This is a genomic window from Ramlibacter paludis (assembly GCF_022012305.1).
Lineage (GTDB): Bacteria > Pseudomonadota > Gammaproteobacteria > Burkholderiales > Burkholderiaceae_C > Ramlibacter > Ramlibacter paludis.
Window position 1 is genome coordinate 182781 of record NZ_JAKLTM010000007.1, and the last position, 21762, is coordinate 204542.

Annotated in this window: 20 protein-coding genes and 1 other RNA gene; 5 read left to right on the forward strand and 16 right to left on the reverse strand. The window is 68.6% G+C overall.

Annotation, left to right across the window (positions count from 1 at the left end):
* Window positions 1-2: 2 nt before the first annotated feature.
* The 9 genes from LZ009_RS21445 to dksA all read right to left on the reverse strand — a co-directional run bounded on the left by LZ009_RS21445 (window position 3) and on the right by dksA (window position 9695).
* Window positions 3-1466 carry a UDP-N-acetylmuramoyl-L-alanyl-D-glutamate--2,6-diaminopimelate ligase gene (locus LZ009_RS21445; protein ID WP_275700014.1) on the reverse strand — a complete coding sequence of 488 codons (1464 nt, stop codon included), beginning with the start codon at window positions 1464-1466 and terminating at the stop codon, window positions 3-5.
* The gene (locus LZ009_RS21450) at window positions 1466-3205 is read right to left on the reverse strand and encodes a peptidoglycan D,D-transpeptidase FtsI family protein (protein WP_275700015.1); all 1740 of its coding nucleotides are present in this window, start codon (window positions 3203-3205) and stop codon (window positions 1466-1468) included. Before LZ009_RS21450 ends, LZ009_RS21445 begins: the two co-directional genes overlap by 1 nt.
* A complete protein-coding gene (gene ftsL / locus LZ009_RS21455) occupies window positions 3202-3474 on the reverse strand; it encodes a cell division protein FtsL (RefSeq protein ID WP_283254407.1) in 273 nt (90 codons plus the stop codon). Before ftsL ends, LZ009_RS21450 begins: the two co-directional genes overlap by 4 nt.
* Entirely contained in the window at window positions 3474-4388 is a 915-nt protein-coding gene (gene rsmH, locus LZ009_RS21460; RefSeq protein WP_275700017.1) for a 16S rRNA (cytosine(1402)-N(4))-methyltransferase RsmH, read from the reverse strand. Before rsmH ends, ftsL begins: the two co-directional genes overlap by 1 nt.
* A gap of 9 nt (window positions 4389-4397) precedes the next feature.
* The gene (mraZ, locus tag LZ009_RS21465) at window positions 4398-4826 is read right to left on the reverse strand and encodes a division/cell wall cluster transcriptional repressor MraZ (RefSeq protein WP_275700018.1); all 429 of its coding nucleotides are present in this window, start codon (window positions 4824-4826) and stop codon (window positions 4398-4400) included.
* A gap of 233 nt (window positions 4827-5059) precedes the next feature.
* Window positions 5060-6382: an ATP-dependent protease ATPase subunit HslU gene (hslU, locus tag LZ009_RS21470; protein ID WP_275700019.1), complete on the reverse strand. Its 1323-nt coding sequence runs from the start codon at window positions 6380-6382 to the stop codon at window positions 5060-5062.
* Complete coding sequence (hslV, locus tag LZ009_RS21475) at window positions 6379-6930, reverse strand: ATP-dependent protease subunit HslV (protein ID WP_275700020.1); 552 nt, start codon at window positions 6928-6930, stop codon at window positions 6379-6381. The genes hslU and hslV overlap by 4 nt, the downstream gene beginning before the upstream one ends.
* A 66-nt stretch (window positions 6931-6996) precedes the next feature.
* Window positions 6997-8901, reverse strand: a complete 1905-nt coding sequence (locus tag LZ009_RS21480; protein WP_275700021.1) for an STAS domain-containing protein — start codon at window positions 8899-8901, stop codon at window positions 6997-6999.
* Between the two features lie 32 nt (window positions 8902-8933).
* Complete coding sequence (dksA, locus tag LZ009_RS21485; RefSeq protein WP_430300409.1) at window positions 8934-9695, reverse strand: RNA polymerase-binding protein DksA; 762 nt, start codon at window positions 9693-9695, stop codon at window positions 8934-8936.
* On the opposite strand from dksA, the gene LZ009_RS21490 reads away from it, so the two are divergent.
* The gene (locus tag LZ009_RS21490) at window positions 9631-9993 is read left to right on the forward strand and encodes a hypothetical protein (RefSeq protein ID WP_275700087.1); all 363 of its coding nucleotides are present in this window, start codon (window positions 9631-9633) and stop codon (window positions 9991-9993) included. The two genes, dksA and LZ009_RS21490, sit on opposite strands and share 65 nt — an antisense overlap.
* Window positions 9994-10268: 275 nt before the next feature.
* On the opposite strand, the gene LZ009_RS21495 is transcribed toward LZ009_RS21490, so the two are convergent.
* Window positions 10269-11336 (reverse strand): CobW family GTP-binding protein, encoded by a 1068-nt coding sequence (locus LZ009_RS21495; protein ID WP_275700022.1) that lies wholly within the window; start codon window positions 11334-11336, stop codon window positions 10269-10271.
* Window positions 11337-11379: 43 nt separating this feature from the next.
* Window positions 11380-12561 carry a class I SAM-dependent rRNA methyltransferase gene (locus LZ009_RS21500; protein WP_275700023.1) on the reverse strand — a complete coding sequence of 394 codons (1182 nt, stop codon included), beginning with the start codon at window positions 12559-12561 and terminating at the stop codon, window positions 11380-11382.
* A 70-nt stretch (window positions 12562-12631) separates the two neighbouring features.
* Here LZ009_RS21500 and LZ009_RS21505 point away from each other — a divergent pair, with 70 nt between their 5' ends.
* Window positions 12632-14386, forward strand: coding sequence for a sensor domain-containing diguanylate cyclase (locus LZ009_RS21505; protein WP_275700024.1), 1755 nt, complete (start codon window positions 12632-12634; stop codon window positions 14384-14386).
* 3 nt (window positions 14387-14389) lie between these two features.
* On the opposite strand, the gene LZ009_RS21510 is transcribed toward LZ009_RS21505, so the two are convergent.
* From LZ009_RS21510 to LZ009_RS21525, 4 genes are all read right to left on the reverse strand, one after another.
* Entirely contained in the window at window positions 14390-15313 is a 924-nt protein-coding gene (locus LZ009_RS21510; protein ID WP_275700025.1) for a tyrosine recombinase XerC, read from the reverse strand.
* A gap of 2 nt (window positions 15314-15315) precedes the next feature.
* Window positions 15316-16020 carry a DUF484 family protein gene (locus tag LZ009_RS21515; RefSeq protein WP_275700026.1) on the reverse strand — a complete coding sequence of 235 codons (705 nt, stop codon included), beginning with the start codon at window positions 16018-16020 and terminating at the stop codon, window positions 15316-15318.
* The gene (dapF, locus tag LZ009_RS21520) at window positions 16017-16886 is read right to left on the reverse strand and encodes a diaminopimelate epimerase (RefSeq protein WP_275700027.1); all 870 of its coding nucleotides are present in this window, start codon (window positions 16884-16886) and stop codon (window positions 16017-16019) included. The genes LZ009_RS21515 and dapF overlap by 4 nt, the downstream gene beginning before the upstream one ends.
* Before the next feature lie 130 nt (window positions 16887-17016).
* The gene (locus LZ009_RS21525; RefSeq protein WP_275700084.1) at window positions 17017-17976 is read right to left on the reverse strand and encodes a Bug family tripartite tricarboxylate transporter substrate binding protein; all 960 of its coding nucleotides are present in this window, start codon (window positions 17974-17976) and stop codon (window positions 17017-17019) included.
* A gap of 130 nt (window positions 17977-18106) precedes the next feature.
* On the opposite strand from LZ009_RS21525, the gene LZ009_RS21530 reads away from it, so the two are divergent.
* The 3 genes from LZ009_RS21530 (at window position 18107) to rnpB (ending at window position 20782) form a co-directional block, all read left to right on the forward strand.
* On the forward strand, window positions 18107-19729 hold the full coding sequence (locus LZ009_RS21530) for an MBL fold metallo-hydrolase (protein ID WP_275700028.1): 1623 nt from the start codon (window positions 18107-18109) through the stop codon (window positions 19727-19729).
* Complete coding sequence (locus LZ009_RS21535) at window positions 19726-20409, forward strand: RNA pseudouridine synthase (protein WP_275700029.1); 684 nt, start codon at window positions 19726-19728, stop codon at window positions 20407-20409. The genes LZ009_RS21530 and LZ009_RS21535 overlap by 4 nt, the downstream gene beginning before the upstream one ends.
* Window positions 20410-20434: 25 nt before the next feature.
* Window positions 20435-20782: RNase P RNA component class A (gene rnpB, locus LZ009_RS21540), an RNA gene on the forward strand.
* A 41-nt stretch (window positions 20783-20823) separates the two neighbouring features.
* On the opposite strand, the gene htpX is transcribed toward rnpB, so the two are convergent.
* Window positions 20824-21696, reverse strand: a complete 873-nt coding sequence (gene htpX / locus LZ009_RS21545; protein ID WP_275700030.1) for a protease HtpX — start codon at window positions 21694-21696, stop codon at window positions 20824-20826.
* Between the last annotated feature and the right edge of the window lie 66 nt (window positions 21697-21762).

The window sequence follows — 21762 nt, forward strand, 5'->3', positions numbered from 1 at the left end:
GGTCATTGGCGCGCCTCCAGCGCTTTCGCGGCGTGCGCTTGATCCGAGAACGGGTGTTTCACGCCCGCGATCTCTTGGTAGTCCTCGTGGCCCTTGCCGGCCAGCAGGATCACGTCCTGCGGTGCGGCGGCGGCCACCGTTTCGGCGATCGCGCACGCGCGATCCGCCTGCACCTGCGCGTGCTGCGGGTTCGACAGTCCCTGCAGCACCTGGCCGATGATGGCCTCGGGCTTCTCGCCGCGCGGGTTGTCGCTGGTCACGACGACGCGGTCGGCGTTCTTCTCCGCCACCGCGGCCATCAGCGGCCGCTTGGTCGGGTCGCGGTCGCCGCCGCAGCCGAAGATGCACCACAGCCGGCCGCCGCGCTGCTGCGCCAGCGGCCGCAGCGCCTGCAGGCCCTTGTCGAGCGCATCGGGCGTGTGCGCATAGTCCACGGCCACCAGGGGCTGGCCGGGTACGTTGATCCTCTCCATGCGGCCCGGTACGGGCAGCAGGTTGGCGCAAGCCGACACCGCCTGGGCAAGCGGTACAGCGACGGCGCGCATCATCCCAACGACGCCCAGTAAATTCGAAACGTTGTATTGGCCGATCAGCTGCGTCTGCAGCGCGTGCCGCTCGGCGCCCTCGGCGACCACGAAGCGCAGGCCGCCGTCGGAGTAGCCGATGTCCAGCGCCTGCAGGCGCGCGGCCCGCTCGCAGGAATAGGTCCACACGTCCAGGCGCTTGGCCAGGTCGGCGGCGAGCTGCTCGCCGCGCGCATCGTCGATGTTGATCACGGCGGACTGCAGGCCGGGCCAGCGGAACAGCTCCGCCTTGGCTTCCCAGTAAGCCTCCATCGAGCCGTGGTAGTCCAGGTGGTCCTGGGTGAAATTGGTGAAGCCCGCCACGCGCACCGCCATGCCGTCCATGCGGCGCTCGACGATGCCGATGGAAGACGCTTCGATCGCGCAGGCGCGCAGGCCCTGCTCGAGGAAACGGCGGAACTGCCGCTGCAGCAGCACCGGGTCCGGCGTCGTCAGGCCCGTGTGTTCCACCTGCGGCGGCTTGCCGACGCCCAGCGTGCCGATCACGCCGCAGGGAATGTTCACGTTGGAGAGGCCTTGCGCCAGCCACCACGCGGTGGAGGTCTTGCCGTTGGTTCCGGTCACGGCTAGCACGTCCAGCACCTGGGTGGGCTCGTCGTAGAAGGCCGCGGCGATCGGGCCCGTCGCTGCCTTCAGGCCCTCGTAGGCCGCGACGGCTTCGCCGCTGAAGCCGAAGGCTTCGCTGCCCTGCGCTTCCACCAGGCAGGCGCGCGCGCCTTGCTGCAGCGCCGTCGGCACGAACTTGCGGCCGTCGGTGGCGGCGCCCGGCCAGGCGATGAAGCCGTCGCCCGCGCCGACCCTGCGGCTGTCGACCGACAGGTCCTTGACCTGGCGGCCACGCAGCCAGGCCACGGCGTCGGCGGGAGTGCGCAGCACCTGCATCAGAACGACTCCTGCACGCTGTCCACCACGATCTGCGGCTTCACGTTCATGTCCGGCTGCACGCCCAGCATGCGCAGGCTCTGCTGCACGGTGGAACTGAACACCGGCGCGGCAACGTCGCCGCCGAAGTAGCGGCCGCCGCTGGGCTCGTCGATCATCACGGCCACCACGATGCGCGGCTTGTCGATGGGCGCCATGCCCACGAAGACGCTGCGGTACTTGTGCTCGGCGTAGCCCTTGCCTTCCTGCTTGTGCGCGGTGCCGGTCTTGCCGCCGACCGAATAGCCCATGGTCTGGGCGCGCGGCGCGGTGCCGCCGTTCATGGTCACCAGGTGCAGCATGTTGCGCATCTCCTGCGCCACCTGGGGCTGCAGCACGCGGATGCCGGCCGCCGGCCCCGGGGTCTTCAGCAGGCTCACCGGCACCAGTTCGCCGTCGCGCGCGAACACCGAATAGGCATGCGCAAGCTGGAACAGGCTGACCGACAGGCCGTAGCCGTAGCTCATGGTCGCCTGCTCGATCGGGCGCCAGGTCTTGTAGGGACGCAGGCGTCCGCTGACCGCGCCGGGGAACTGCACCTGCGGCCGCTGGCCGAAACCCACCTGCGTGTACAGCTCCCACATGTCCTTCGGCTGCATCTGCATCGCGATCTTCACGGCTCCGACGTTGCTCGACTTCTGGATCACCTGGCTCACCGACAGCGCGGAGCTCTTGTGGTCGTCGCGGATCGTCGAGCCGCTGATGGTGATGGTGCCGGGCGCCGTCTGGATCACGGTCTCGGGCTTGACCAGCCCCTTCTGCAGCGCCAGCGACACCACCAGCGGCTTCATCGTGGAGCCGGGCTCGAAGGTGTCGGTGAAGGCGCGGTTGCGCAGCTGCGCGCCGCTCAGGTTCTGGCGGTGCGCAGGGTCGTAGCTCGGGTAGTTGGCCAGCGCCAGCACCTCGCCCGATTCGGCGTCGAGCACGACGACGCCGCCGGCCTTGGCCTTGTTGGCCAGCACGGCGTCGCGCAGCTGCTGGAAGGCGAAGAATTGCACCTTGCTGTCGATCGACAGCTGCAGGTCCTTGCCGTCGACCGGCCGGACCTGCTGGCCGACGTCCTCGACGATGCGGCCCAGGCGGTCCTTGATCACGCGGCGCGAACCCGGCTTGCCGGCGAGGTCCTTGTTGAAGGCCAGCTCGATGCCTTCCTGGCCGGTGTCCTCGATGCTGGTGAAGCCGACCAGGTGCGCGGCCGCCGAGCCCTCGGGATACTGGCGGCGGTATTCCTTGCGCTGGTAGATGCCCTTGATGTCCAGCGACGCGACCTGGCGCGCCACGCTTTCATCGACTTCGCGCTTGAGCCAGACGAAGTTCTTTTCCTCGTCCGCCAGGCGCTTCATCAGCTCGGGCAGCGGCATCTGCAGCAGGCGGGCCAGCTGCGCGAGCTTGGTCGGGTCGCGCTCCACGTCCTCGGGAATCGCCCAGATGCTGGGCACCGGCACGCTGCTGGCCAGCAGCAGGCCGTTGCGGTCGAAGATGCGGCCGCGGTTGGCCGGCAGTTCCAGGGTGCGGGCGAAGCGCACCTCGCCTTGTTTCAGGTAGAAGTCGTTGGCGATCACCTGCACCCAGGCGGCGCGGCCGGCCAGGCCCAGGAAGCCCAGGGCAATGCCGGCCACGATCAGCTTGCTGCGCCACACGGGCGTGCGGCTGGCCAGCAAAGGGCTGGACGTGTAGGCGACTGCGCGGTGGCGGCTCATTGCGGCGCCCCCTTGAGCGTCACGTATTGCGTGATGGCCGGCGTGGCCGCGCGCATCTGCAGCTGGTCGCGCGCGAGCTGCTGCACGCGCGCCGGCGTGGCCTGCGCGCGCTTCTCCACCTGCAGCCGCTCGTTCTCGACTTCGAGCTTGCGCGCCTCGCCCTGCGTACGCTCGATCTCGGCATACAGGCGGCGCGACTCGTACTGCACCTGCACGAGGTACAGGGCGCTCGCGACCAGCGTGACCAGCAGCAGGATGTTGATGCGCATCACAGGACTTCCGTCCTTTCCGCCACCCGCATGATCGCGCTGCGCGAACGCGGGTTCCCCTGGACTTCCGCGGCCGAGGGCTTCACGCGCTCCAGCGCCTTGAGCTTCATCGGCTTCGGCGCCGCGAAGGGCGCGCGCCGGTCCACTTCATCGCGCGAATGCCTGGCGATGAACTGCTTGACGATGCGGTCCTCCAGCGAGTGGAAACTGATCACCACCAGCCGGCCTTGGGGTTGCAGCACGTGCAGGCTCGCTTCTAGCGCCTGTTGCAGCTCTTCAAGCTCGGCGTTGACGAAAATCCGAAGAGCCTGAAATGTGCGCGTTGCAGGATCCTGGCCCGGCTCGCGGGTTTTGACCGTGCGAGCCACGAGTTCGGCCAGCTCGGAGGTGCTTGCAAGAGGGCCCCGTTCCTGTCGGCGAGCATCAATCGCCTTTGCAACCTGAAAAGCAAACCGTTCTTCGCCATAGTCACGGATCACCTCCGCCATCTGCTCCACCGAGGCGGTGGCAAGCCACTGGGCCGCGCTCTGGCCGCGCGTGGTGTCCATGCGCATGTCGAGCGGGCCGTCGTTCCGGAAAGAGAAGCCGCGTGCCGGGTTGTCGATCTGCGGCGAACTCACGCCCAGGTCCATCAGCACGCCCGTGACGCTGCCCGCTTCGAGCTCGCCCAGCGCCGCGAAGCCCTGGTGGCGGATCGAGAAGCGCTGGTCCTCGATGGCATTGGCCACCGCCACGGCTTCGGGATCCTTGTCGAAGGCGGTCAGCCGGCCCAACGGGCCCAGCTGCCCGAGGATCAGGCGTGAGTGGCCGCCGCGCCCGAAGGTCGCGTCGACGTAGTTTCCATCCGGCTTGGTGACGAGGGCGTCGACTGCTTCGTTCAACAAGACGGTGGTGTGTTGCCATGTGCTCGCCACCGCCTGCCTCTAAAAAGAGAAATCCTGGAAGGCGTCCGGCATCTCAGCGCGCATCGCCTCGGCCTCCTTGGCCTCGTAGGTTGCCTTGTCCCAGAGTTCGAAGTTGTTGCCCATGCCGAGCAGCATCACGTCCTTCTCGATGCCCGCGGCGGCCCGCAGTTCGGGCGAGACGAGGACGCGGCCCGTGCCGTCGAGCTCCACGTCCATCGCGTTGCCCAGGAAGATTCTCTTCCACCACTGCGCGGCCATGGGGAGCGCGGCGATGCGTTCACGAAATTTTTCCCATTCGGGCCGCGGGAAAATCATGAGGCACCCGTGGGGGTGCTTGGTGATGGTGAGCTGGTTGGCGGCAGCGGCGGCCAGGACGTCACGGTGCCGGGTCGGCATGGAGAGCCGCCCCTTGGCATCGAGACTCAGCGACGACGCGCCCTGGAACACCTTTGTCAGCCCTCACTGCTGGTTGAGGTAAGCAATGGTCCGTAGAGCCACTTCTCACCACTTAATTGCACTTTTTTGCACTGTAGCAGGAAACGGCTGGGGCGCAACTAGCTCATGGTAATTTTCGGCAATGAAATCAAGCACTTAGAAGCGATTCCGGAGGCACCGGGCCCCCGAAAGTCGTTCTAAAGCAAGCACTTACGGAACGCTGTGAAAGTGTTCCTTGAGGGCTGTCAGAGGATGTACCTGGACAGGTCCTCGTCGCGGCTGAGTTGCTTCAGGCGCGCATCCACGTACGGGCCGTCGATGGTGACGGTCTGCCCTTCCATGCGGGTGGCCTCGAAGCTCACCTCGTCCAGCAGGCGCTCCATCACGGTCGACAGGCGCCGCGCGCCGATGTTCTCGGTGCTCTCATTGACGTCGTGCGCGATCTGGGCGAGCCGCGTGATGCCTTCGGGCGTGAAGACCAGCTGCACCTGCTCGGTGGCCAGCAGCGCCTGGTATTGCTTGACCAGAGAGGCATGCGTGGTGGTGAGGATGGCCTCGAAATCCTGCACCGACAGCGACGCCAGCTCCACGCGGATCGGAAAGCGGCCCTGCAGTTCGGGGATCAGGTCGCTCGGCTTGGCGAGGTGGAAGGCGCCGCTCGCGATGAACAGCATGTGGTCGGTCTTGATCGGCCCGTACTTGGTCGAGACGGTCGTGCCTTCCACCAGCGGCAGCAGGTCGCGCTGCACGCCCTGCCGCGAGACTTCGGCGCCGCCGCCATTGCCTTCGCTGCGGGAGGTCACCTTGTCGATCTCGTCGATGAAGACGATGCCGTTCTGCTCCGCCGCCGCAAGCGCGGTGGCGCGGATCTCTTCCTCGTTGACCAGGCTGGCCGCTTCTTCCTCGACCAGCAGCTTCATCGCCTCGGCGATCTTCAGCTTGCGCGTCTTGCGCCGCACGCCGCCGAGGTTGCTGAACATGCCGCGCAATTGCTCGGTCATTTCCTCCATGCCGGGCGGGCCCATGATCTCGAGCTGCTTGCCGGCCTCGGCGACGTCGATCTCGATCTCCTTGTCGTCCAGCTCGCCCTGGCGCAGCTTCTTGCGGAACACCTGGCGCGCGGTGCTGTCGCCGGCGGGTTCCTCGCCGCGCGCCGGCGGGATCAGCGCGTTGAGCACGCGGTCTTCCGCCGCGTCCTCGGCGCGGGCGCGCACCTTGCGCATCTCGGCCACGCGGGTCTGCTTGACGGCCATCTCGGCCAGGTCGCGGATGATGGAGTCGACGTCCTTGCCGACGTAGCCCACCTCGGTGAACTTGGTGGCTTCCACCTTGATGAAGGGCGCGTCGGCCAGCTTGGCCAGCCGGCGCGCGATCTCGGTCTTGCCCACGCCGGTGGGGCCGATCATCAGGATGTTCTTGGGCGTGATCTCGTGGCGCAGCTTCTCGTCGACCTGCTGGCGGCGCCAGCGGTTGCGCAGCGCGATCGCCACCGCGCGCTTGGCGTCGTGCTGGCCGACGATGTGCCGATCGAGCTCCGACACGATCTCCTGGGGCGTCATGCTGCTCACTCGAGCACCTCGATCGTGTGGTTCATGTTGGTGTAGATGCAGATCTCGCCGGCAATCTCCAGCGACTTCTTGACGACGTCGCGCGCGGAGAGCTCGGTCGAGTCGAGCAGGGCCTTGGCCGCGGCCTGGGCGTAGCCGCCGCCCGAGCCGATGGCGACGATGCCCTGCTCGGGCTCGAGCACGTCGCCGTTGCCGGTGATGATGAGGGACGACTCGCGGTCGGCGACGGCCAGCATGGCCTCCAGGCGGCGCAGCACGCGGTCGGTGCGCCAGTCCTTGGTCAGCTCGATCGCGGCGCGCACCAGGTGGCCCTGGTGCTTCTCCAGCTTGCCTTCGAAGCGCTCGAACAGGGTGAAGGCATCGGCGGTGGCGCCGGCGAATCCGGCGAGGACCTTGTCATGGTAGAGCTTGCGCACCTTGCGGGCCGAGCCCTTGACGACGATGTGGCCCAGCGTGACCTGGCCGTCGCCCCCGATCGCCACCTGCCAGCGGCCGTCCGCGCCCTTGCGCCGCACGCTGACGATGGTCGTTCCGTGAAATTGTTCCATAGCCCCTGCAGCTTGGGGCCGGGACGAAAAATTGCAAGGAGGAAGCCATTCCCGCGCGGGCGGGAATCACTCGTTGCGCATGCCCACGCGTGCGTGCTCGCTGATGCCGATCACGTTGAAGAACGCGGCCACCAGCCGGTGCACCTCGATGAACTGCACCTGCCGGCCTTCGGCGACGCGCGCGGTCACCCAGTTCAGCAGCGTGCCGGCGGCGGTGAAGTCGATGCGCATCAGGCGCGCGCAGGAGATCACCATCACGTCGGCGTCCTGCAGCTTGGAGTCGAGCAGTTCCAGCGCTTCCTTGCCGTCGCCCAGCACCTGGCCCGACAGCTCCACGGTCGCGACCGTCGACAGCTGCGAGCTCATGCCGCCCGGGATCTGGCTGTCGCCGTAGCCGGTCATCACGCTGGACATCACCGAGTCGCCCACGATGGTGTGGCCCGCGGCGTAGCTGCCATCGGACTGCAGCGGCTTGTATTCGCAGCGCGAGCTGTCCCACGAGGGCGGCGAGACTTCGTAAGTCACGCAGTAATCGAGCGCGACCAGTTCGAATTCGTCCGGCCGGTGGATCACGCGCAGCAGTTCCATGCGCAGCTTCCACCAGTTGGGCGTGACGTTGCGGTCGCCCGAAGGCGTGGCGTCGCGCAGCACCTTCTCGAGGTTGTCGGCGCCGATGAAGCGCAGCTGCACCGTCTGGCCGGCCCATTGCGTGAACAGCTTGGTCAGCGGGTCCACCGCCGCATCGGCAATGGTCGTGAGCTTGCTCCAGTTCAGGCGATACGGCGGCGTCGCCTTCGCCAGCGCCGCGTTGAGCGCGGCGAGCGTCTGCGTGCCGAAGTTCGCCGGGCTGGTCCAGTCGGCGATGTTCTGGCCGCTGGCGGCGGCCTGCGCCGCCGGCGTGCCCATGCGGCCGATGATCTCGGGCAGCGAGAACCACTGCGGCGCCGAGCGGCCGAAGCGGCTCGCGAATTCGATGGCCGCGGGCTCGTAGCGGTCCTGCCGGCCGGTGGCGCGGTACAGGTCGAACAGCGTGTACCAGGTCTCTTCGTGGTTCACGCGCGTGCCGTTGGGGCCCAGCACTTCCAGCAGGCCGGCCTCGGCGCCTTCATCATCGCCGTTGGCGAAGCGGATCGAGGCTTCTTCCAGCTCGGGGTCGTGCGCGAATTCCTCGACGTCGATCGCGTCCTGCTTGGACAGCGAGAAGATGCTGCTGGGCGGCCCGCTGGGCGACGCTTCCTGCTTGCCGCCGCTCGCGGGCGCGGGCGGGCGCGCCACCGGCGCGGTGGGCGTGCGCGGGATCGGCGCCACGAAGGGCGCCGGGGCAGCGGCCGTGGGACGCGCAACGGGCGGCGCCGTCGGCGGGGGCGCGGCGCGCTCGGGCACCAAGCCCAGGTTCTGCGTCGTCGGGTCGGGATTGGGCATCACCGACTCCATCAGCGGCGCCTCCGCCGTTTCAGGCGGTGCGGCCTCGCCGGGCAGCGGCTGCGGCGAGGTGCGCGAATAGCTGCTGGCGGCGGGCTTCGGCGCGGCGGCCGCACCGGGCCGCGCCGCATCCGACGGCATGTGCGAGGACACCGGGAAGCCGCTCACGCCGCCGGCCTGCGTGCCATGCTTGGTCTTCCACCACTGCATGGACATCTGCGCTTCGATCTCGTCGATCTTCTTCAGCGTGGTGGCGCGGTCGTCGGGCTTGGACGGCATGGAGCTCTGGAAGAACGAAGGACGCGCCATCGCGTCCTGTCCCGCCAGCACCTCGCTGCGCCGCATCTTGCGCAGCATGTCGAACTCGCGTTTGCGCACGAAGTCGTTGCGCCGCTTGCGCTCGATCATCTCCTTGAGCATCTGCTTGGAGTACGAGCTCTCGCGGTCGGTGTCCGCCTGGTCTTCGCCCCAGGTGGTTGCCGGATTCTTGACGAAGCGCACCACGCGCGACAGCAATCCGCCGGGCTGTGATTCGTCTTTCTGCGCCATGCTTGCCGGTTCGTCCCTGCGTTATGCGCGGCTCAATCGCCGAACATCTTCTGCTTGAGCTCGCGGCGCTGCTGCGCCTCGAGCGAGAGCGTCGCGGTGGGACGCGCCAGCAGGCGGCCGACGCCGATCGGCTCGCCCGTCTCGTCGCAATAGCCGTAGTCGCCCGCGTCGATGCGCGCGATCGACTGCTCGATCTTCTTCAGCAGCTTGCGCTCGCGGTCGCGGGTGCGCAGCTCCAGGGCGTGTTCTTCCTCGATGGTGGCGCGGTCGGCCGGGTCGGGAACGATCACGGTGTCCTCGCGCAGGTGCTCGGTGGTCTCGCCGGCGCTATTGAGGATGTCCTGTTTGAGCTGCAGCAGCTTCAGGCGGAAGAACGCCATCTGCTTGTCGTTCATGTACTCGGTGTCGGCCATGGCCAGCACCTCGGCGTCCGTGAGTTCCTCGGCGGACTTGGTCTTCCAGTTGTTCGCCAGCTTCGGGTCCTTCTTGGCCGCGACGACGGGCGGGGGGGAGACGACGGATTGATTTGCCATGGGGGTATAGGTTGCCATGGCGCCGCCGGGGGCCGCGTTCGCAAGGGCCGCGGCCGCTGCCGACGCGCCCCGGCCGGTGGGAACCGACGGGGACCGCGCCGGCGGGTTCGCCGGTTGCGTAGCGGCCCGCGAGGGCGCCGCGTTGGAGGGGGGTGCCGAGGCGGCCGGGGCCTTGCTGGGGGCCGGCGGTGCTGCCTTGGCGGGGATGTTCTTGGCGGCGGCGACGACGGCCTTGGCGCCGCTGACGACGGCTTTCGCCACCGCCCCCAGCGCCTTGCCGGCTGCCGTCTTCGCGGCGGGCTTGCCCGCCGGCTTTGCCGCCTTCACGGGGGCCGCGGGCTTCGCTGCGGCCTTCGTGGCGGGTTTCTTGGCCGCCGTCTTGGCGGCCGGCTTCACGGCCTTCGCCGCGGGCTTGCTGGTCTTGGCTACGGGTTTGGCAGCCGCCTTTTTCGCGGGCGGCTTGGCAGCGGGCTTCGCCTTGGCGGCGGGTTTCGCAGTTTTTGCCTTGACCGCAGCCTTCACCGCAGGTTTCTTGGTCTTTGCAGCGACCTTGGGCTGAGCCTTCACTTCCCGTCTCCTCGCATCATCGACGCCGGCGGCCGCGGGTACCAAGCCCGCAATCCTGCCTTTTCTAGTGTGTGAAGCGCCGTCATGACCGGGCTTTATACCCTGATTGGCTCCTCCTGCACGGCCGTGAACCTCCTTTTCGGCTCCGCGCCCCGCTTCGCCCCTCCGAAAAGCGGGCTCCGTGAGTTGCGGAAGCGAGACAAACATGGGGGCCAGCCTACCGTCGCCCCCCGGCGGCAAGGTCTCGGACCGCGCCGCGGCCTGGCGTCAGACAAGGCACTGCTCGAGGCCCTGCAGGAAGATGTCCTTCGGCAGCTCGATGCCGATGAAGACCATCTTGCTCACGCGCTGCTCGCCCTCGGCCCATTGCGGGCCCAGGTCGCTTCCCATCAGCTGGTGCACGCCCTGGAAGATCACCTTGCGCTCGGTGCCCTTCATGTTCAGGACGCCCTTGTAGCGCAGCATCTTCGGTCCGTAGATGTTGACGATGGCGCCGAGAAAGTCTTCCAGCTTCATCGGGTCGAAGGGACGCTCCGAGCGGAAGACGAAGCTCTTGACGTCGTCGTCGTGGGCATGGTGGTGCGGGTGGTCGCAGTGCTCGCCATGCTCGTGGTCATGGTGCTCGTGGTCGTGGTCGTCATGACCGTGCGCATGGTGGCCGTGGTCGTGCTCGTCTTCTTCCTTGAGGAAATCCGGGTCGATGTCGAGCTTGGCGTTCAGGTTGAAGCCGCGCAGGTCGAACACCTCCTTGATCGGCACCTCGCCGAAGTGCACGGCCTTCTGCGGCGCACGCGGGTTCATGTGCTTCAGGCGATGGATCAGCGCGTCGACTTCGTCCTTGCCGACCAGGTCGGTCTTGCTGATGAAGATCTGGTCGGCGAAGCCCACCTGGCGGCGCGCTTCCTGGCGGTCGTCCAGCTGCTTGTCGGCGTGCTTGGCGTCCACCAGGGTGAGGATGGAATCGAGCAGGAAGCTCTCGGCGATCTCGTCGTCCATGAAGAAGGTCTGCGCCACCGGGCCGGGGTCGGCCAGGCCGGTGGTCTCGATCACGACGCGGTCGAAATCGAGCAGGCCCTTGCGCTTCTTGGCGGCCAGCAGCTGCAGCGCCGAGCGCAGGTCTTCGCGGATCGTGCAGCAGATGCAGCCGTTGCTCATCTGGACGATCTGCTCCTTGGTGTCGCTCACGAGGATGTCGTTGTCGATGTTCTCTTCGCCGAACTCGTTCTCGATGATGGCGATCTTCTGGCCGTGCGCCTCGCTCAGCACGCGCTTGAGCAGCGTCGTCTTGCCGGAGCCGAGGAAGCCGGTGAGGATGGTGGTGGGGATCAGGCTCATGTTTACTCTCTTCAAGGCATCGGTCAGTTTAGGGCAGCCCGCTTCATTTGCGGACCACCACCAGGCCCTTCAAGTATTCCCCTTCGGGGAAGGCCAGCGTCATCGGGTGGTCGGGCGCCGCGCCGAGGCGGTCGACGATGTAGCCGTCGACGCCGCTGTCGGCGCCCGCCGAGGCCACGATCTTGTGGAACAGGTCGGCCGAGATGCCGCCCGAGCAGGAGAAGGTGAACAGCAGCCCGCCCGGCGCCAGCAGCTTGAGCGCCAGCCGGTTGATGTCCTTGTAGGCGCGCGCGGCGCGCTCCGCATGGGCCACCGTCGGCGCGAGCTTGGGCGGGTCGAGCACGATGGCGTCGAACTGCCGGCCCGCCTCGCCGTAGCGGCGCAGCATGGTGTTCACGTCGGCATCGACGAACTCGGTGCGCGCGTCCTGCAGCCCATTGAGCTGCACGTTGGCCCGTGCGCGCTCCAGCGCCGGGCCGGAGGAATCGATCGAGGTCACCTCGCCGGCGCCGCCCGCGAGCGCGGCCACCGTGAAGCCGCCGGTGTAGCAGTAGCAATTGAGCACGCGCTGCGCGCCGCGCCGCCGCACCCAGCCGGCAAAGCGCGCGCGGCTCTCGCGCTGGTCGAGGTAGAAGCCGGTCTTGTGGCCGGTGGCGATGTCCAGGGCGAACTTCCAACCGTGCTCCGTCACCACGACTTCGGTCGGCCCTTCGCCATGCAGCCAGCCCGTCACTTCCGGCAGGCCTTCCAGTCCGCGGGAGTTGGCATCCGAGCGTTCGTACAGGCGCGTCAGGCCCGTGGCGTCCAGGAGGGCCTGCGCCAGCACCTTCTTCCAGCGCTCGGCCCCCGCGGATAAGAATTGCGCTACCAGGGTATTCCCGTAGCGATCGACGATCAGGCCCGGCAGGCCGTCGGATTCCCCGTGGACCAGCCGCACCCCGTCGCTTTCCACGCCCAGGCGGGCCCGGGCGGCGACCGCCTCCGTGCAGCGGCGCTGGAAGAATTCGGCGTCGATGCGCTCCGTTTCGGTGAAAGACCAGGCCCGGGCGCGGATTTTCGAGGCAGGACTGTAGGCGGCCCAGGCCAGGAAACGGCCGTCGTGGCCCTCCACGCGCACGGTTTCGCCGGCATCGGCGCCCCCCTTGGCCACGGCGGAATCGAAGATCCAGGGGTGGCGGCGCAACAACGACCGCTCCCGCCCTTCTCGCAGGCGAACAACTTTCATACCGGGATTGTCAACCTTTGCATGAACTCCCGATGGTCAGCCCGACAATCCCCCCTTAAGATGTAACACGATGCGACGAAGCCGTGGCGCCCTCCTGTGCGCAGCCCTCCTTGGGCTGGCGCTGCTGTTCGCGTCATTTGTCGTGCGTGCGGCCACGCCGATCGTGCTCGAGGCCGATCACCAGCCGCAGCGCCTGCTGGGTGCGGGCGACGCCTGGCTCGATCCGAGCGGCAAGCTCCCCGTCGAAGCCATCGTGCAGGACAAGGAGATCGGCTGGAAGCCGATCACGGGCACCGAGATCTTTCCGCTCGCGAAGGACAAGGCGTTGTGGCTGCGCTTCACGGTGCGCGCCAATCCCACCGCCTTCGGCGACCGCTGGTACCTCGAGGTTCCGCATGCGGCCGTCGACCGCGTCACGCTCTACACGCAGATGGCCAACGGCACCTGGCGCGGCGCGACCGCCGGCGACCTGCTGCCGGTGTCGCAGTGGCCGGTGCCGCACCGCCATCCGCTGCTGCCGCTGGCCGCCGATGCGGGCAGCAGCCAGACCTACTTCGTCAAGGTGGAGAACAGCCACAGCTTCAGCGCGCCGCTGCAGTTCGTGAGCGAGAGCTACCAGAGCCTGGGCGAACAGCAGATCGCCCTGATGCTGGGCATCTACTTCGGCCTCGCCGCCCTGGCCTTCGTGATGGCGGTGCTCAGTGCGATCAGCCTGAAGGACCTGGGCTTCGCGCTCTATGCGGCCACGGTGCTGGCGATGACGCTGACGCAGGCGGCGCTCACCGGCATCGGCGGCCTGCACCTGTGGGGCGAGCTGCCGTGGTGGAACGACATGGCGCCCTTCGTGCTGCCGGTCATGGCCGGCGGCTGCATGTGCGGCTTCGTGGCCGAAGTGGTGTCGGTGCGCGAACGCTGGCCGCTGCTGCACACCCTGGCCATCGGCATCGCGCTGGCTTCCATCCCGCTGATCGTCGGCATCCTGATGACCGATGCGGTCACGCGCTTCCGCCTGATGCTGCCCTTCGTGGTCGCGATCATGCCCTTCATCATCTTCATCCTGCTGTGGGCGCTGCGGCGCGGCGACCGCTATGCAGGCTGGATCCTGGCGGGCAACATCCCGGTGGCCATCGGCGCGCTGTTCCCGGTGATGCGCACGGCCGGCATGATCCCCGCCACCTTCTGGACCATGCACAGCATGCAGTTCGGCCTGGCGCTGGAGCTGCCGATCCTGATGGTGATGCTGCTGCGGCGCAGCCAGCAGCGCCGCGATTTCATCCGCCGCGTGAAGGGCATCGACCGCATCGACCCCGCCACCGGCCTCTTGAACGCCGCGGTGTTCCAGGAGCGGCTGGTGCGCCTGATCGCGCGCTCGGTGCGCCTGAAGTACCGCAGCGCCATCCTGCTGGTGGACATCACCAACCTCGACCAGATCCGGCGCGACTTCGACCGCCAGGCCGCGCAGGAACTGCCGCTGCGCGTGGCGGGCCGCCTGCTGTCGGCGGCGCGCGAGATCGACAGCGTAGCGCGCCTGTCGGACCACCGCTTCGGCTTGCTGCTGGAAGGCCCGCTCAAGGCCGATGAAGTGGCGGAGGCGGCGCCGCGCGTGGTGGCGCGCTGCCTGATGCCCTTCCGCAACCGGCCGCTCGGCTGGTCGGCGCAGGTGAAGGTGGCGCAGGCGCTGATTCCCATGGACGGCACCGATCCCGACCAGTTGATCGGCCAGCTCGAAGCGCTCCTGGCCAGCGCCTCGCAAGACAGCAAGCGCGCGGTCTTCAATCTCTCGCGACCGGGCACCCTGCCCCCGCGGCCGCTCGCGACTTCCTGAGCCCTATTTCTTGCGGTGCGCGCGCGGATGCGCGGCGTCGTAGGCCTTGGCGAGATGCTGGAAGTCGAGCCGCGTGTAGACCTGCGTGGTGCCGATGTTCGCGTGCCCCAGCAGTTCCTGCACCGCGCGCAGGTCCTGGCTCGATTGCAGCACGTGGCTGGCAAAGGAATGCCGCAGCATGTGCGGATGCACCGGCGTGGCGAGGCCGGCGCGCAGGCTGCGCTGCTTCAGGCGTTGCCAGATCGATTGCGCCGTCAGGCGGGTGCCATGGCGGCCCGTGAAGAGCGCCGGCTGGCCGCCGTGGGGACCGGTCGCCCGCAGCGCCAGCCAGGCTTCCAGCGCCTGCAGCGCCTTGGTGCCGACGGGCACCGAACGCCGCTTGCTGCCCTTGCCCAGCACGTGGGCCTCGCCGGCTTGCAGGTCGATCCAGCCGCGCGCCGTCGAACTCGCCTGCGCGTCCAGCCCCACCAGCTCGCCCACGCGCAGGCCGCAGCCGTACAGCAGTTCGACGATGGCGGCGTCGCGCGCTTCCAGCCACGGGTCGGCCTCTTCCTCGCTGTAGTCGGCCAGTTGCACCGCATCGTCGACGCCCAGCGCCTTGGGCAAGGGCTTGGGCGCCTTCGGTGCCTTCACGTCGACCACCGGGTTGCTCGCGACAAAGCCTTCGCGGCCCAGCCAGGCATAGAAGCCGCGCCAGCCCGAAAGCACCAGCGCGATGCCGCGGCCGCTGCGCCCGCCGCTGTGCATCTGCGCGACCCAGCGCCGCACGTGGGCGTTGTGCACCTGCGTGAGGCCGACGCCGGCCTTCTTCGCATTCTCGGAAAGCTTCTGCAGGTCCAGCGTGTAGAGCGTGACCGTGCGATCGGCCAGCCGCTTGCCGACGCGGACGTGTTCGAGGTAACGCGCGACCAGTGCCGCGTCGTCCATGCTCAGCGCGGACGCAGGCGGGACAGCGCCGCCCCGGCCAGTTCGGCGATGTGCTCGAGGAAGTCGGTGGCCATGCCGGCCTGGTAGCGCTGCGGGTCCGGCGAGCCCAGCACCAGCATGCCGAAGGCCTTGCCGGGGCCGTGCAGTGCGCCGGGGCGCAGCGGGATCAGCGCCAGCGACAGCGTCGTCGCCGGTTCTTCCAGCCAGCCCGCGGCCTCGATGCCGGAGTTCACGCCGCAGTAAGGCTGCGTGAGCGAGGAAGCGAAGGTCTTGGTGTCGTCGCTCACGCCTTGGGCGAAGGGCTCCTCGGCGTAGCGGCTGTCGACGTCCCACACCTTGAGCGCGACCTGCGGCACCATGAACTGGTTCTGCAGCTCCGCCACCAGCGTGGCCGGCAGCGCACGCGTGGACTGCACCAGCAGCAGGTTGCGCGCCCAGCGGTGGATGCGCTCGGCGATCACCATGTTCTCGTTGCCGTGCCGCACCATCTCCATGATGCGCTGCTCCAGCGCCTTGATCTTCTCGCGCAGCATCTCGGCCTGGCGTTCCTGCAGGCTCACCGCGCGGTTGCCGTGCGGGCTGGACAGCTGCACGGTGGCCAGCAGTTCGGCGTGGCGCACGAAGAAGTCGGGACTGTTCGCCAGGTAATTGGCGATGTCGTCTTCCGTGATCGGATTCATCTGGTCGTCCCCCGTCTTCATCGTCATGCCTGCAATTCCATCTCGCCCTCGAACACCGTCACCGCCGGCCCCGTCATGAAGACTGGGGCGTCGCCGCCGGCCCATTCGATGGTCAGCAGCCCGCCGCGCGTCTCGACGTCCACGCGATCATCCAGCTTTCCGAGCCGGATGCCAGCCACCACGGCGGCGCAGGCTCCGGTTCCGCACGCGAGCGTTTCACCCGCGCCACGTTCCCACACGCGCAGCTTCACGCGCGAGCGGTCCACCACCTGCAGGAAGCCGGCGTTGACCCGGTTCGGAAAGCGCGGGTGGTTCTCGATCAGGGGGCCCTGCTGCGCCACGGGCGCGTGGGTCACGTCGCCCACGAGCTGCACCGCGTGCGGGTTGCCCATGGACAGCACGGCGACGTGCACGATCGCCGATTCGGCGTGCGTTCCCAGCGCCAGGCTCCAGGTCTGCCAGCCGCCGTCGTGGTGGGGGCTCAGCCCCGCGGCGTCGAAGGGCACGAGGTCCAGCCCGAACACGGGTGGGCCCATGTCGACGGTGACGCGGCCGTCGTCGTTCAGGCGCGGCTCGATCACGCCCGAGAGCGTCTGCACCTTGAAACTGCGGCCCTGGGCGAGGCCCTTGTCGGCCACGTAGCGGGCGAAGCAGCGCGCGCCGTTGCCGCACTGCTCCACTTCGCCGCCGTCGGCGTTGTGGATCACGTATTCGAAGTCGACGCCGGGCGCCGGCGAAGGCCGCACCGACAGGACCTGGTCGGCGCCCACGCCGAAGTGGCGGTCGGCCAGTTGCCGGTACTGCGCCGGCGTGAGGTTCAGGCGCTGCCGGGTCTCGTCCAGCACGACGAAGTCGTTGCCGGCCCCTTGCATCTTGGTGAAGCGGATGCGCATGGGCCGATTATCCACCGCGCCTCGTCATTCCCGCGCAGGCGGGAATCCAGCGCTTCCGCATTGAAAAACCCGGCTGCGCCGGGTTCCATGGAAAGCCCTGGGTCCCCGCCTCCGCGGGGATGACGGTGCATCAATCGATCGTCACGTTCGCCGCCTTCACCACATCCGCCCACTTCTGCCGGTTGACGCGCACCGTGGCCTTGAACTGCTCCGGCGTCTCCAGGCGCACCGTGTTGCCCGCGGCCTCGAATTTGGCGTGCACGTCGGGCTGCTGCAGCACCTGCCGCACCGCGGCGTTCAGCTTGGCGACGATCGCGGGGTCCGTTCCCTTGGGCGCGAAGAGCGCGAACCAGGTCGAACTGTCGAAGCCCTGCGTGCCCGCCACGCCGCTTTCGGCGATGGTCGGGACGTCCTGCACCGCCGGCACCCGCTTGGCCGTCGTCACGCCCAGCAGGCGCACCTTGCCGGCCTTGGCGTGCGGCAGCACCGTCTGCACCTGGTTCATGATGCAGCAGGTCTCGCCCTTCAGCACCGACTGGATCGCCTCGGGGCCGCCCTTGTACGGTACGTGCACCATATTCAGGCCCAGCTTCGAATTGAGTTCGGCAAACGCCATGTGCGTGCCGGTGCCGTTGCCGGTCGACGCGTAGTTGTACTTGCCGGGATTGGCCCGCACCGTCTCCACGAATTCCTTGACCGTCTTCACGTTGATCACGTCCGGGTTGATCGTGAGCACGTTCGACACGTCGAGGATCGGCGCGACCGGCACGAAGTCCGCCTCCACGTCGAAGGGCAGCTTCTTGTAAAGCGCGGCGTTCACGCCGTGCGTGGCCGCGGTGCCGAACACCAGGGTGTAGCCATCCGGCTTGGCGCGCGCGACGAACTCGCTGGCGACGTTGCCCGCGGCACCGACCTTGTAGTCGATGATGACGGGCTGGCCGAGCAGCTTGCCCAACGGCTCCTGGATCGTGCGCGCCACCACGTCCACGCCGGAGCCGGCGGGGAAGGTCATGATGAAGGTGACGGGATGCTGCGGCCAGTCGCCGCCCTGGGCCTGCGCGGCGGGGGCGAGGCAGCAGGCGGCCAGCAGGGCGAGGACGGCGCGGCGGAAGGCGGGTTTCTGGATCACGGCTACTCCTGGAATGCGGTGCCGTGCATTGTGGCAAGGACGACCCCCCGCGTTCGGCATGAGCTTATTCGGGAAGTGATGTAATCGGGCGATGGTCCGAGCCACCCAGCTACTCCACCCCCAGCGCGAACCGGCAGTCCCGCGCCCGGCGGCCACGGTGCTGCTGCTGCGCGACGGTTCGCAGGGCGTCGAGGTGCTCATGACGCGCCGCTCCCCCACCGCCAGCTTCGCGCCCGGCGCCTACGTCTTCCCCGGCGGCGGCATCGACGCGGCCGACGCGCAGGCGCACGGCCAGGCCGCGCGGCGCCCGGGCCAGCACGACCTGCCCTTGACGCAGGCGATCGCCGCCATCCGCGAGAGCTTCGAGGAGCTGGGCGTGCTGCTCGCGCGCCATGCCGACGGCCGCCCCGCGACCGCGCAGGACATCGCGGCGCTGGACCGCAAGGCGCCCTTCTTCGCGCAATGCCGCGAGCGCGGGCTGCTGCTGGCCGCCGACCAGGTCTACCTGCTGGCCCACTGGATCACCGACCGCGACCTGCCGCGCCGCTTCGACGTGCCTTTCCTCGTCGCGCGCATGCCCGACGGCCAGGAGCCGGTGGCCGACGAGGCGGAGCAGTTCGAGCCGGTCTGGGTGCGCCCGGCCGACGCCCTGGCGCGCCACCACGCGGGCCAGTTCTTCATGATCTTCCCCACCATCCGCACGCTGGAGCGGCTGGTGAAATTCGACTCCGTCGACGCGGTGCTGCAAGCCTGCGCCGGCGAGCAGCCGCTGTGGACCAGTTGCCCGCGCGCCGGCCTGCTGCAAGGCGCGGAAGCGCGCTACATGGAGCACGAGTCACCCTACGGCGAACTCGCGCTGGTCTCGCCCGACGGCCAGATCCAGCACCACCTGGACTGGCGCACCGACCAGCCGGTGCCGCTGCTGAAGAATCTGCTGCGCCTGACCGCGCCCAACCCCGGCGTGATGACCGGCCCCGGCACCAACTGCTACATCGTGGGCGACCCGGACAGCGGCTACATCGTGGTCGATCCGGGCCCGAACGAACCCGAACACCAGCAGCGCATCTGGCGCGCCACCGGCGGCGACGTGCGCTTCATCGTCTGCACGCACTCGCATGCGGACCACTCGCCCGGCGCGAAGCCGCTGCAGGCGCTGTGCCGCACCAAGCCGCCGATCCTGGGTTTGCCGTCGGCACCGACGGCGCGGCCGGCCAGCGAATTCACGCCCGACCGCGTGCTGCGCGATGGCGAAGTGATCGCGGTCGGCGGCCACAGCCTGAAGGCGATCCACACGCCGGGCCACGCCGCCAATCACGTGTGCCTGGTGCTGCTGGAAGACGGGCTGCTGTTCTCCGGCGACCACATCCTGAACGGCAGCACCACCGTGGTCGATCCGCCCGACGGCGACATGACCGCCTACCTCGACTCGCTCGACGCGCTGTCCGCCGCCTGCGAGCGCTACGGCATGGAATTCATCCTGCCGGCCCATGGCTACGTGCTGGGTTTTGCGAAGCAGGCCATCGCGCAGCTGAAGGCGCACCGGCTGCAGCGCGAGGCGCGCATCGTGGCGGCCATGCGCGAGCGCCCGACGGGCACGCTGGAAGACTGGGTCGAGCTGGCCTATGCGGACGTGCCGCCGCGCATGTGGCCGGTGGCCAAGCGCTCGCTGCTCGCGCACGTGCAGCGCATCGAATCCCTGCAGGGCGCGCGGTGAGCGAAGCCGTCCGCCTGTCGCGCCGCGTCGCGGAGCTGCGCGGCTGCTCGCGCAGCGAAGCAGAGCACCTGATCGAAGGCGGCTGGGTCCGCGTCGCCGGCCAGCTGGTCGAGGAACCGCAGCGGCTGGTGCGCGACGAAGCGATCGAAGTCGATCCGAAAGCGAAGGTCGAAGCGCCCACGCCGGTGACGATCGTCTTCCACAAGCAGGCCGGCGAGCTGGCCGCGCCCAGCGCGCAGAGCCACGCCGACGACGACAGCGCGCGCATGCGCGTGCTGCGGCGGCACTTCCATCGCCTGGCCACGCCCATGCCGCTGGGCGGCGGGGCGAGCGGACTCGTCGTGCTGACGCAGGACCGCAGCGTGCTGCGCCGCCTGACGGAAGACGCGGCCCTGGTCGAACAGGAATGGATCGTGCACGTGGCCGGCCAGGTGCCACCCGAGGTGCTGCAGCGGCTCGGGCGCGGCCTGCCGGGAAAGGTGAGCGTCAACAGCAGCTCCGACACCGATGCGCGCCTGCGTTTCGCGTTCAAGGGCATGGCGCCGGTCGAACTGCCGGCGCGCTGCGAGGCGGCGGGGCTGCGCGTGCTGGCCGGCAAGCGCCTGCGCCTGGGCCGGGTGCCGTTGGGGCAGCTCGCGCCGGGGAAGTGGCGCTACCTGCTGCCCACCGAGCGCTTCTGAGGCCCATCTGCGAGAATAGGCCCGTGAAGCCCGCCAGGCCGCCGCTGGTGCAAGTGCCGAAAGGCCGCACTGGAGGAACGTCCGGACTGCGAAGGGCAGCGTAGCAGGCAACACCTGTCCACCGCGAGGTGAGGATCAGAGCAACAGAGACGAGTCCCGGATGCGCAAGTGTCTGGGGGTGAAACGGGCAATCTCTACGCGCAGCAATACCAAGTAGGCCGGCACGGGGTGGCAACACCCCAGCCCCTGTGTCCCGGGGGTTGTCGGCGGGTAGGTAGCACCGAGCCGGTGGGGCGACCCCCGGCCCAGATGAATGGCGGTCACGTCCGGGCAACCGGACGCACAAAATCCGGCGTATCGGCGGACTTCACACTTATCCCCATGGAAAAGGGCCGCAACCGCGGCCCTTTCTTCTTACTGCTGCGCGTTCTGCAGCGCCGCGATGCGTTCCTCGATCGGCGGGTGCGTGGAGAACAGCTTGCCCACGCCGGAGGTGATGCCGAAGGCCTGGATGCTCTTGGGCAGCTCGCCCGGCACCATGCCGCCCAGGCGGGCCAGCGCGTGGATCATCGGCTGCTTGCGGCCCATCAGCTGGGCGCTGCCGCGGTCCGCGCGGAATTCGCGGTGCCGCGAGAACCAGGCCACGATCATGGCCGCCACGAAACCGAGCAGGATGTCCAGCACGATGGTGGTCACGTAGTAGCCGATGCCGGGGCCCGAGCGGTTCTCGCCCTTGCTCAGGAAGCCGTCGACCAGGTAGCCGACCACCCGCGACAGGAACACCACGAAGGTGTTCATCACGCCCTGGATCAGCGTCATGGTGACCATGTCACCGTTGGCGATGTGCGCCACCTCGTGGCCGATCACGGCCTCGACTTCCTCGCGCGTCATGCCTTGCAGCAGGCCGGTGGACACGGCCACCAGCGAACTGTTCTTGAAGGCGCCGGTGGCGAAGGCGTTGGGCTCGCCCTGGAAGATGCCGACTTCGGGCATGCCGATGCCGGCCTGCTCGGCGAACTTGCGCACGGTGTTGACGATCCAGGCTTCATCGGCGCCCTCGGTGCCGGTGATGACCTGCACGCCGGCACTCCACTTGGCGACCGGCTTGGAGATCAGCAGCGAGATGATGGCGCCGCCGAAGCCCATGATGGCGGCGAAGACCAGCAGCGAGCCCAGGTTGAGGCCCGTTGCCGTCAGGTACCGGTTGACGCCCAGCAGGCTGGCGACCACGCCGAGCACGAGCACCACGGCGAGGTTGGTCAGGACGAACAGGACGATGCGTTTCATTGCGAAAAGACTCCGAAGGGTGTTGGACGTTCACCCCCGCGCCACAGATGAGGCTGCTCGCCTCCG

Coding starts and splice junctions, on each gene's coding strand:
- LZ009_RS21500 (WP_275700023.1), bottom strand. CDS start 12,561: ATGAAAGTTGTTCGCCTGCGAGAAGGGCGGGAGCGGTCGTTGTTGCGC.
- LZ009_RS21530 (WP_275700028.1), top strand. CDS start 18,107: ATGGTCCGAGCCACCCAGCTACTCCACCCCCAGCGCGAACCGGCAGTC.
- ftsL (WP_283254407.1), bottom strand. CDS start 3,474: ATGCGCATCAACATCCTGCTGCTGGTCACGCTGGTCGCGAGCGCCCTG.
- LZ009_RS21510 (WP_275700025.1), bottom strand. CDS start 15,313: ATGGACGACGCGGCACTGGTCGCGCGTTACCTCGAACACGTCCGCGTC.
- LZ009_RS21505 (WP_275700024.1), top strand. CDS start 12,632: ATGCGACGAAGCCGTGGCGCCCTCCTGTGCGCAGCCCTCCTTGGGCTG.
- hslV (WP_275700020.1), bottom strand. CDS start 6,930: ATGGAACAATTTCACGGAACGACCATCGTCAGCGTGCGGCGCAAGGGC.
- LZ009_RS21445 (WP_275700014.1), bottom strand. CDS start 1,466: ATGCAGGTGCTGCGCACTCCCGCCGACGCCGTGGCCTGGCTGCGTGGC.
- LZ009_RS21515 (WP_275700026.1), bottom strand. CDS start 16,020: ATGACGATGAAGACGGGGGACGACCAGATGAATCCGATCACGGAAGAC.
- dapF (WP_275700027.1), bottom strand. CDS start 16,886: ATGCGCATCCGCTTCACCAAGATGCAAGGGGCCGGCAACGACTTCGTC.
- LZ009_RS21480 (WP_275700021.1), bottom strand. CDS start 8,901: ATGGCGCAGAAAGACGAATCACAGCCCGGCGGATTGCTGTCGCGCGTG.
- LZ009_RS21450 (WP_275700015.1), bottom strand. CDS start 3,205: ATGAGCCGCCACCGCGCAGTCGCCTACACGTCCAGCCCTTTGCTGGCC.
- LZ009_RS21495 (WP_275700022.1), bottom strand. CDS start 11,336: ATGAGCCTGATCCCCACCACCATCCTCACCGGCTTCCTCGGCTCCGGC.
- htpX (WP_275700030.1), bottom strand. CDS start 21,696: ATGAAACGCATCGTCCTGTTCGTCCTGACCAACCTCGCCGTGGTGCTC.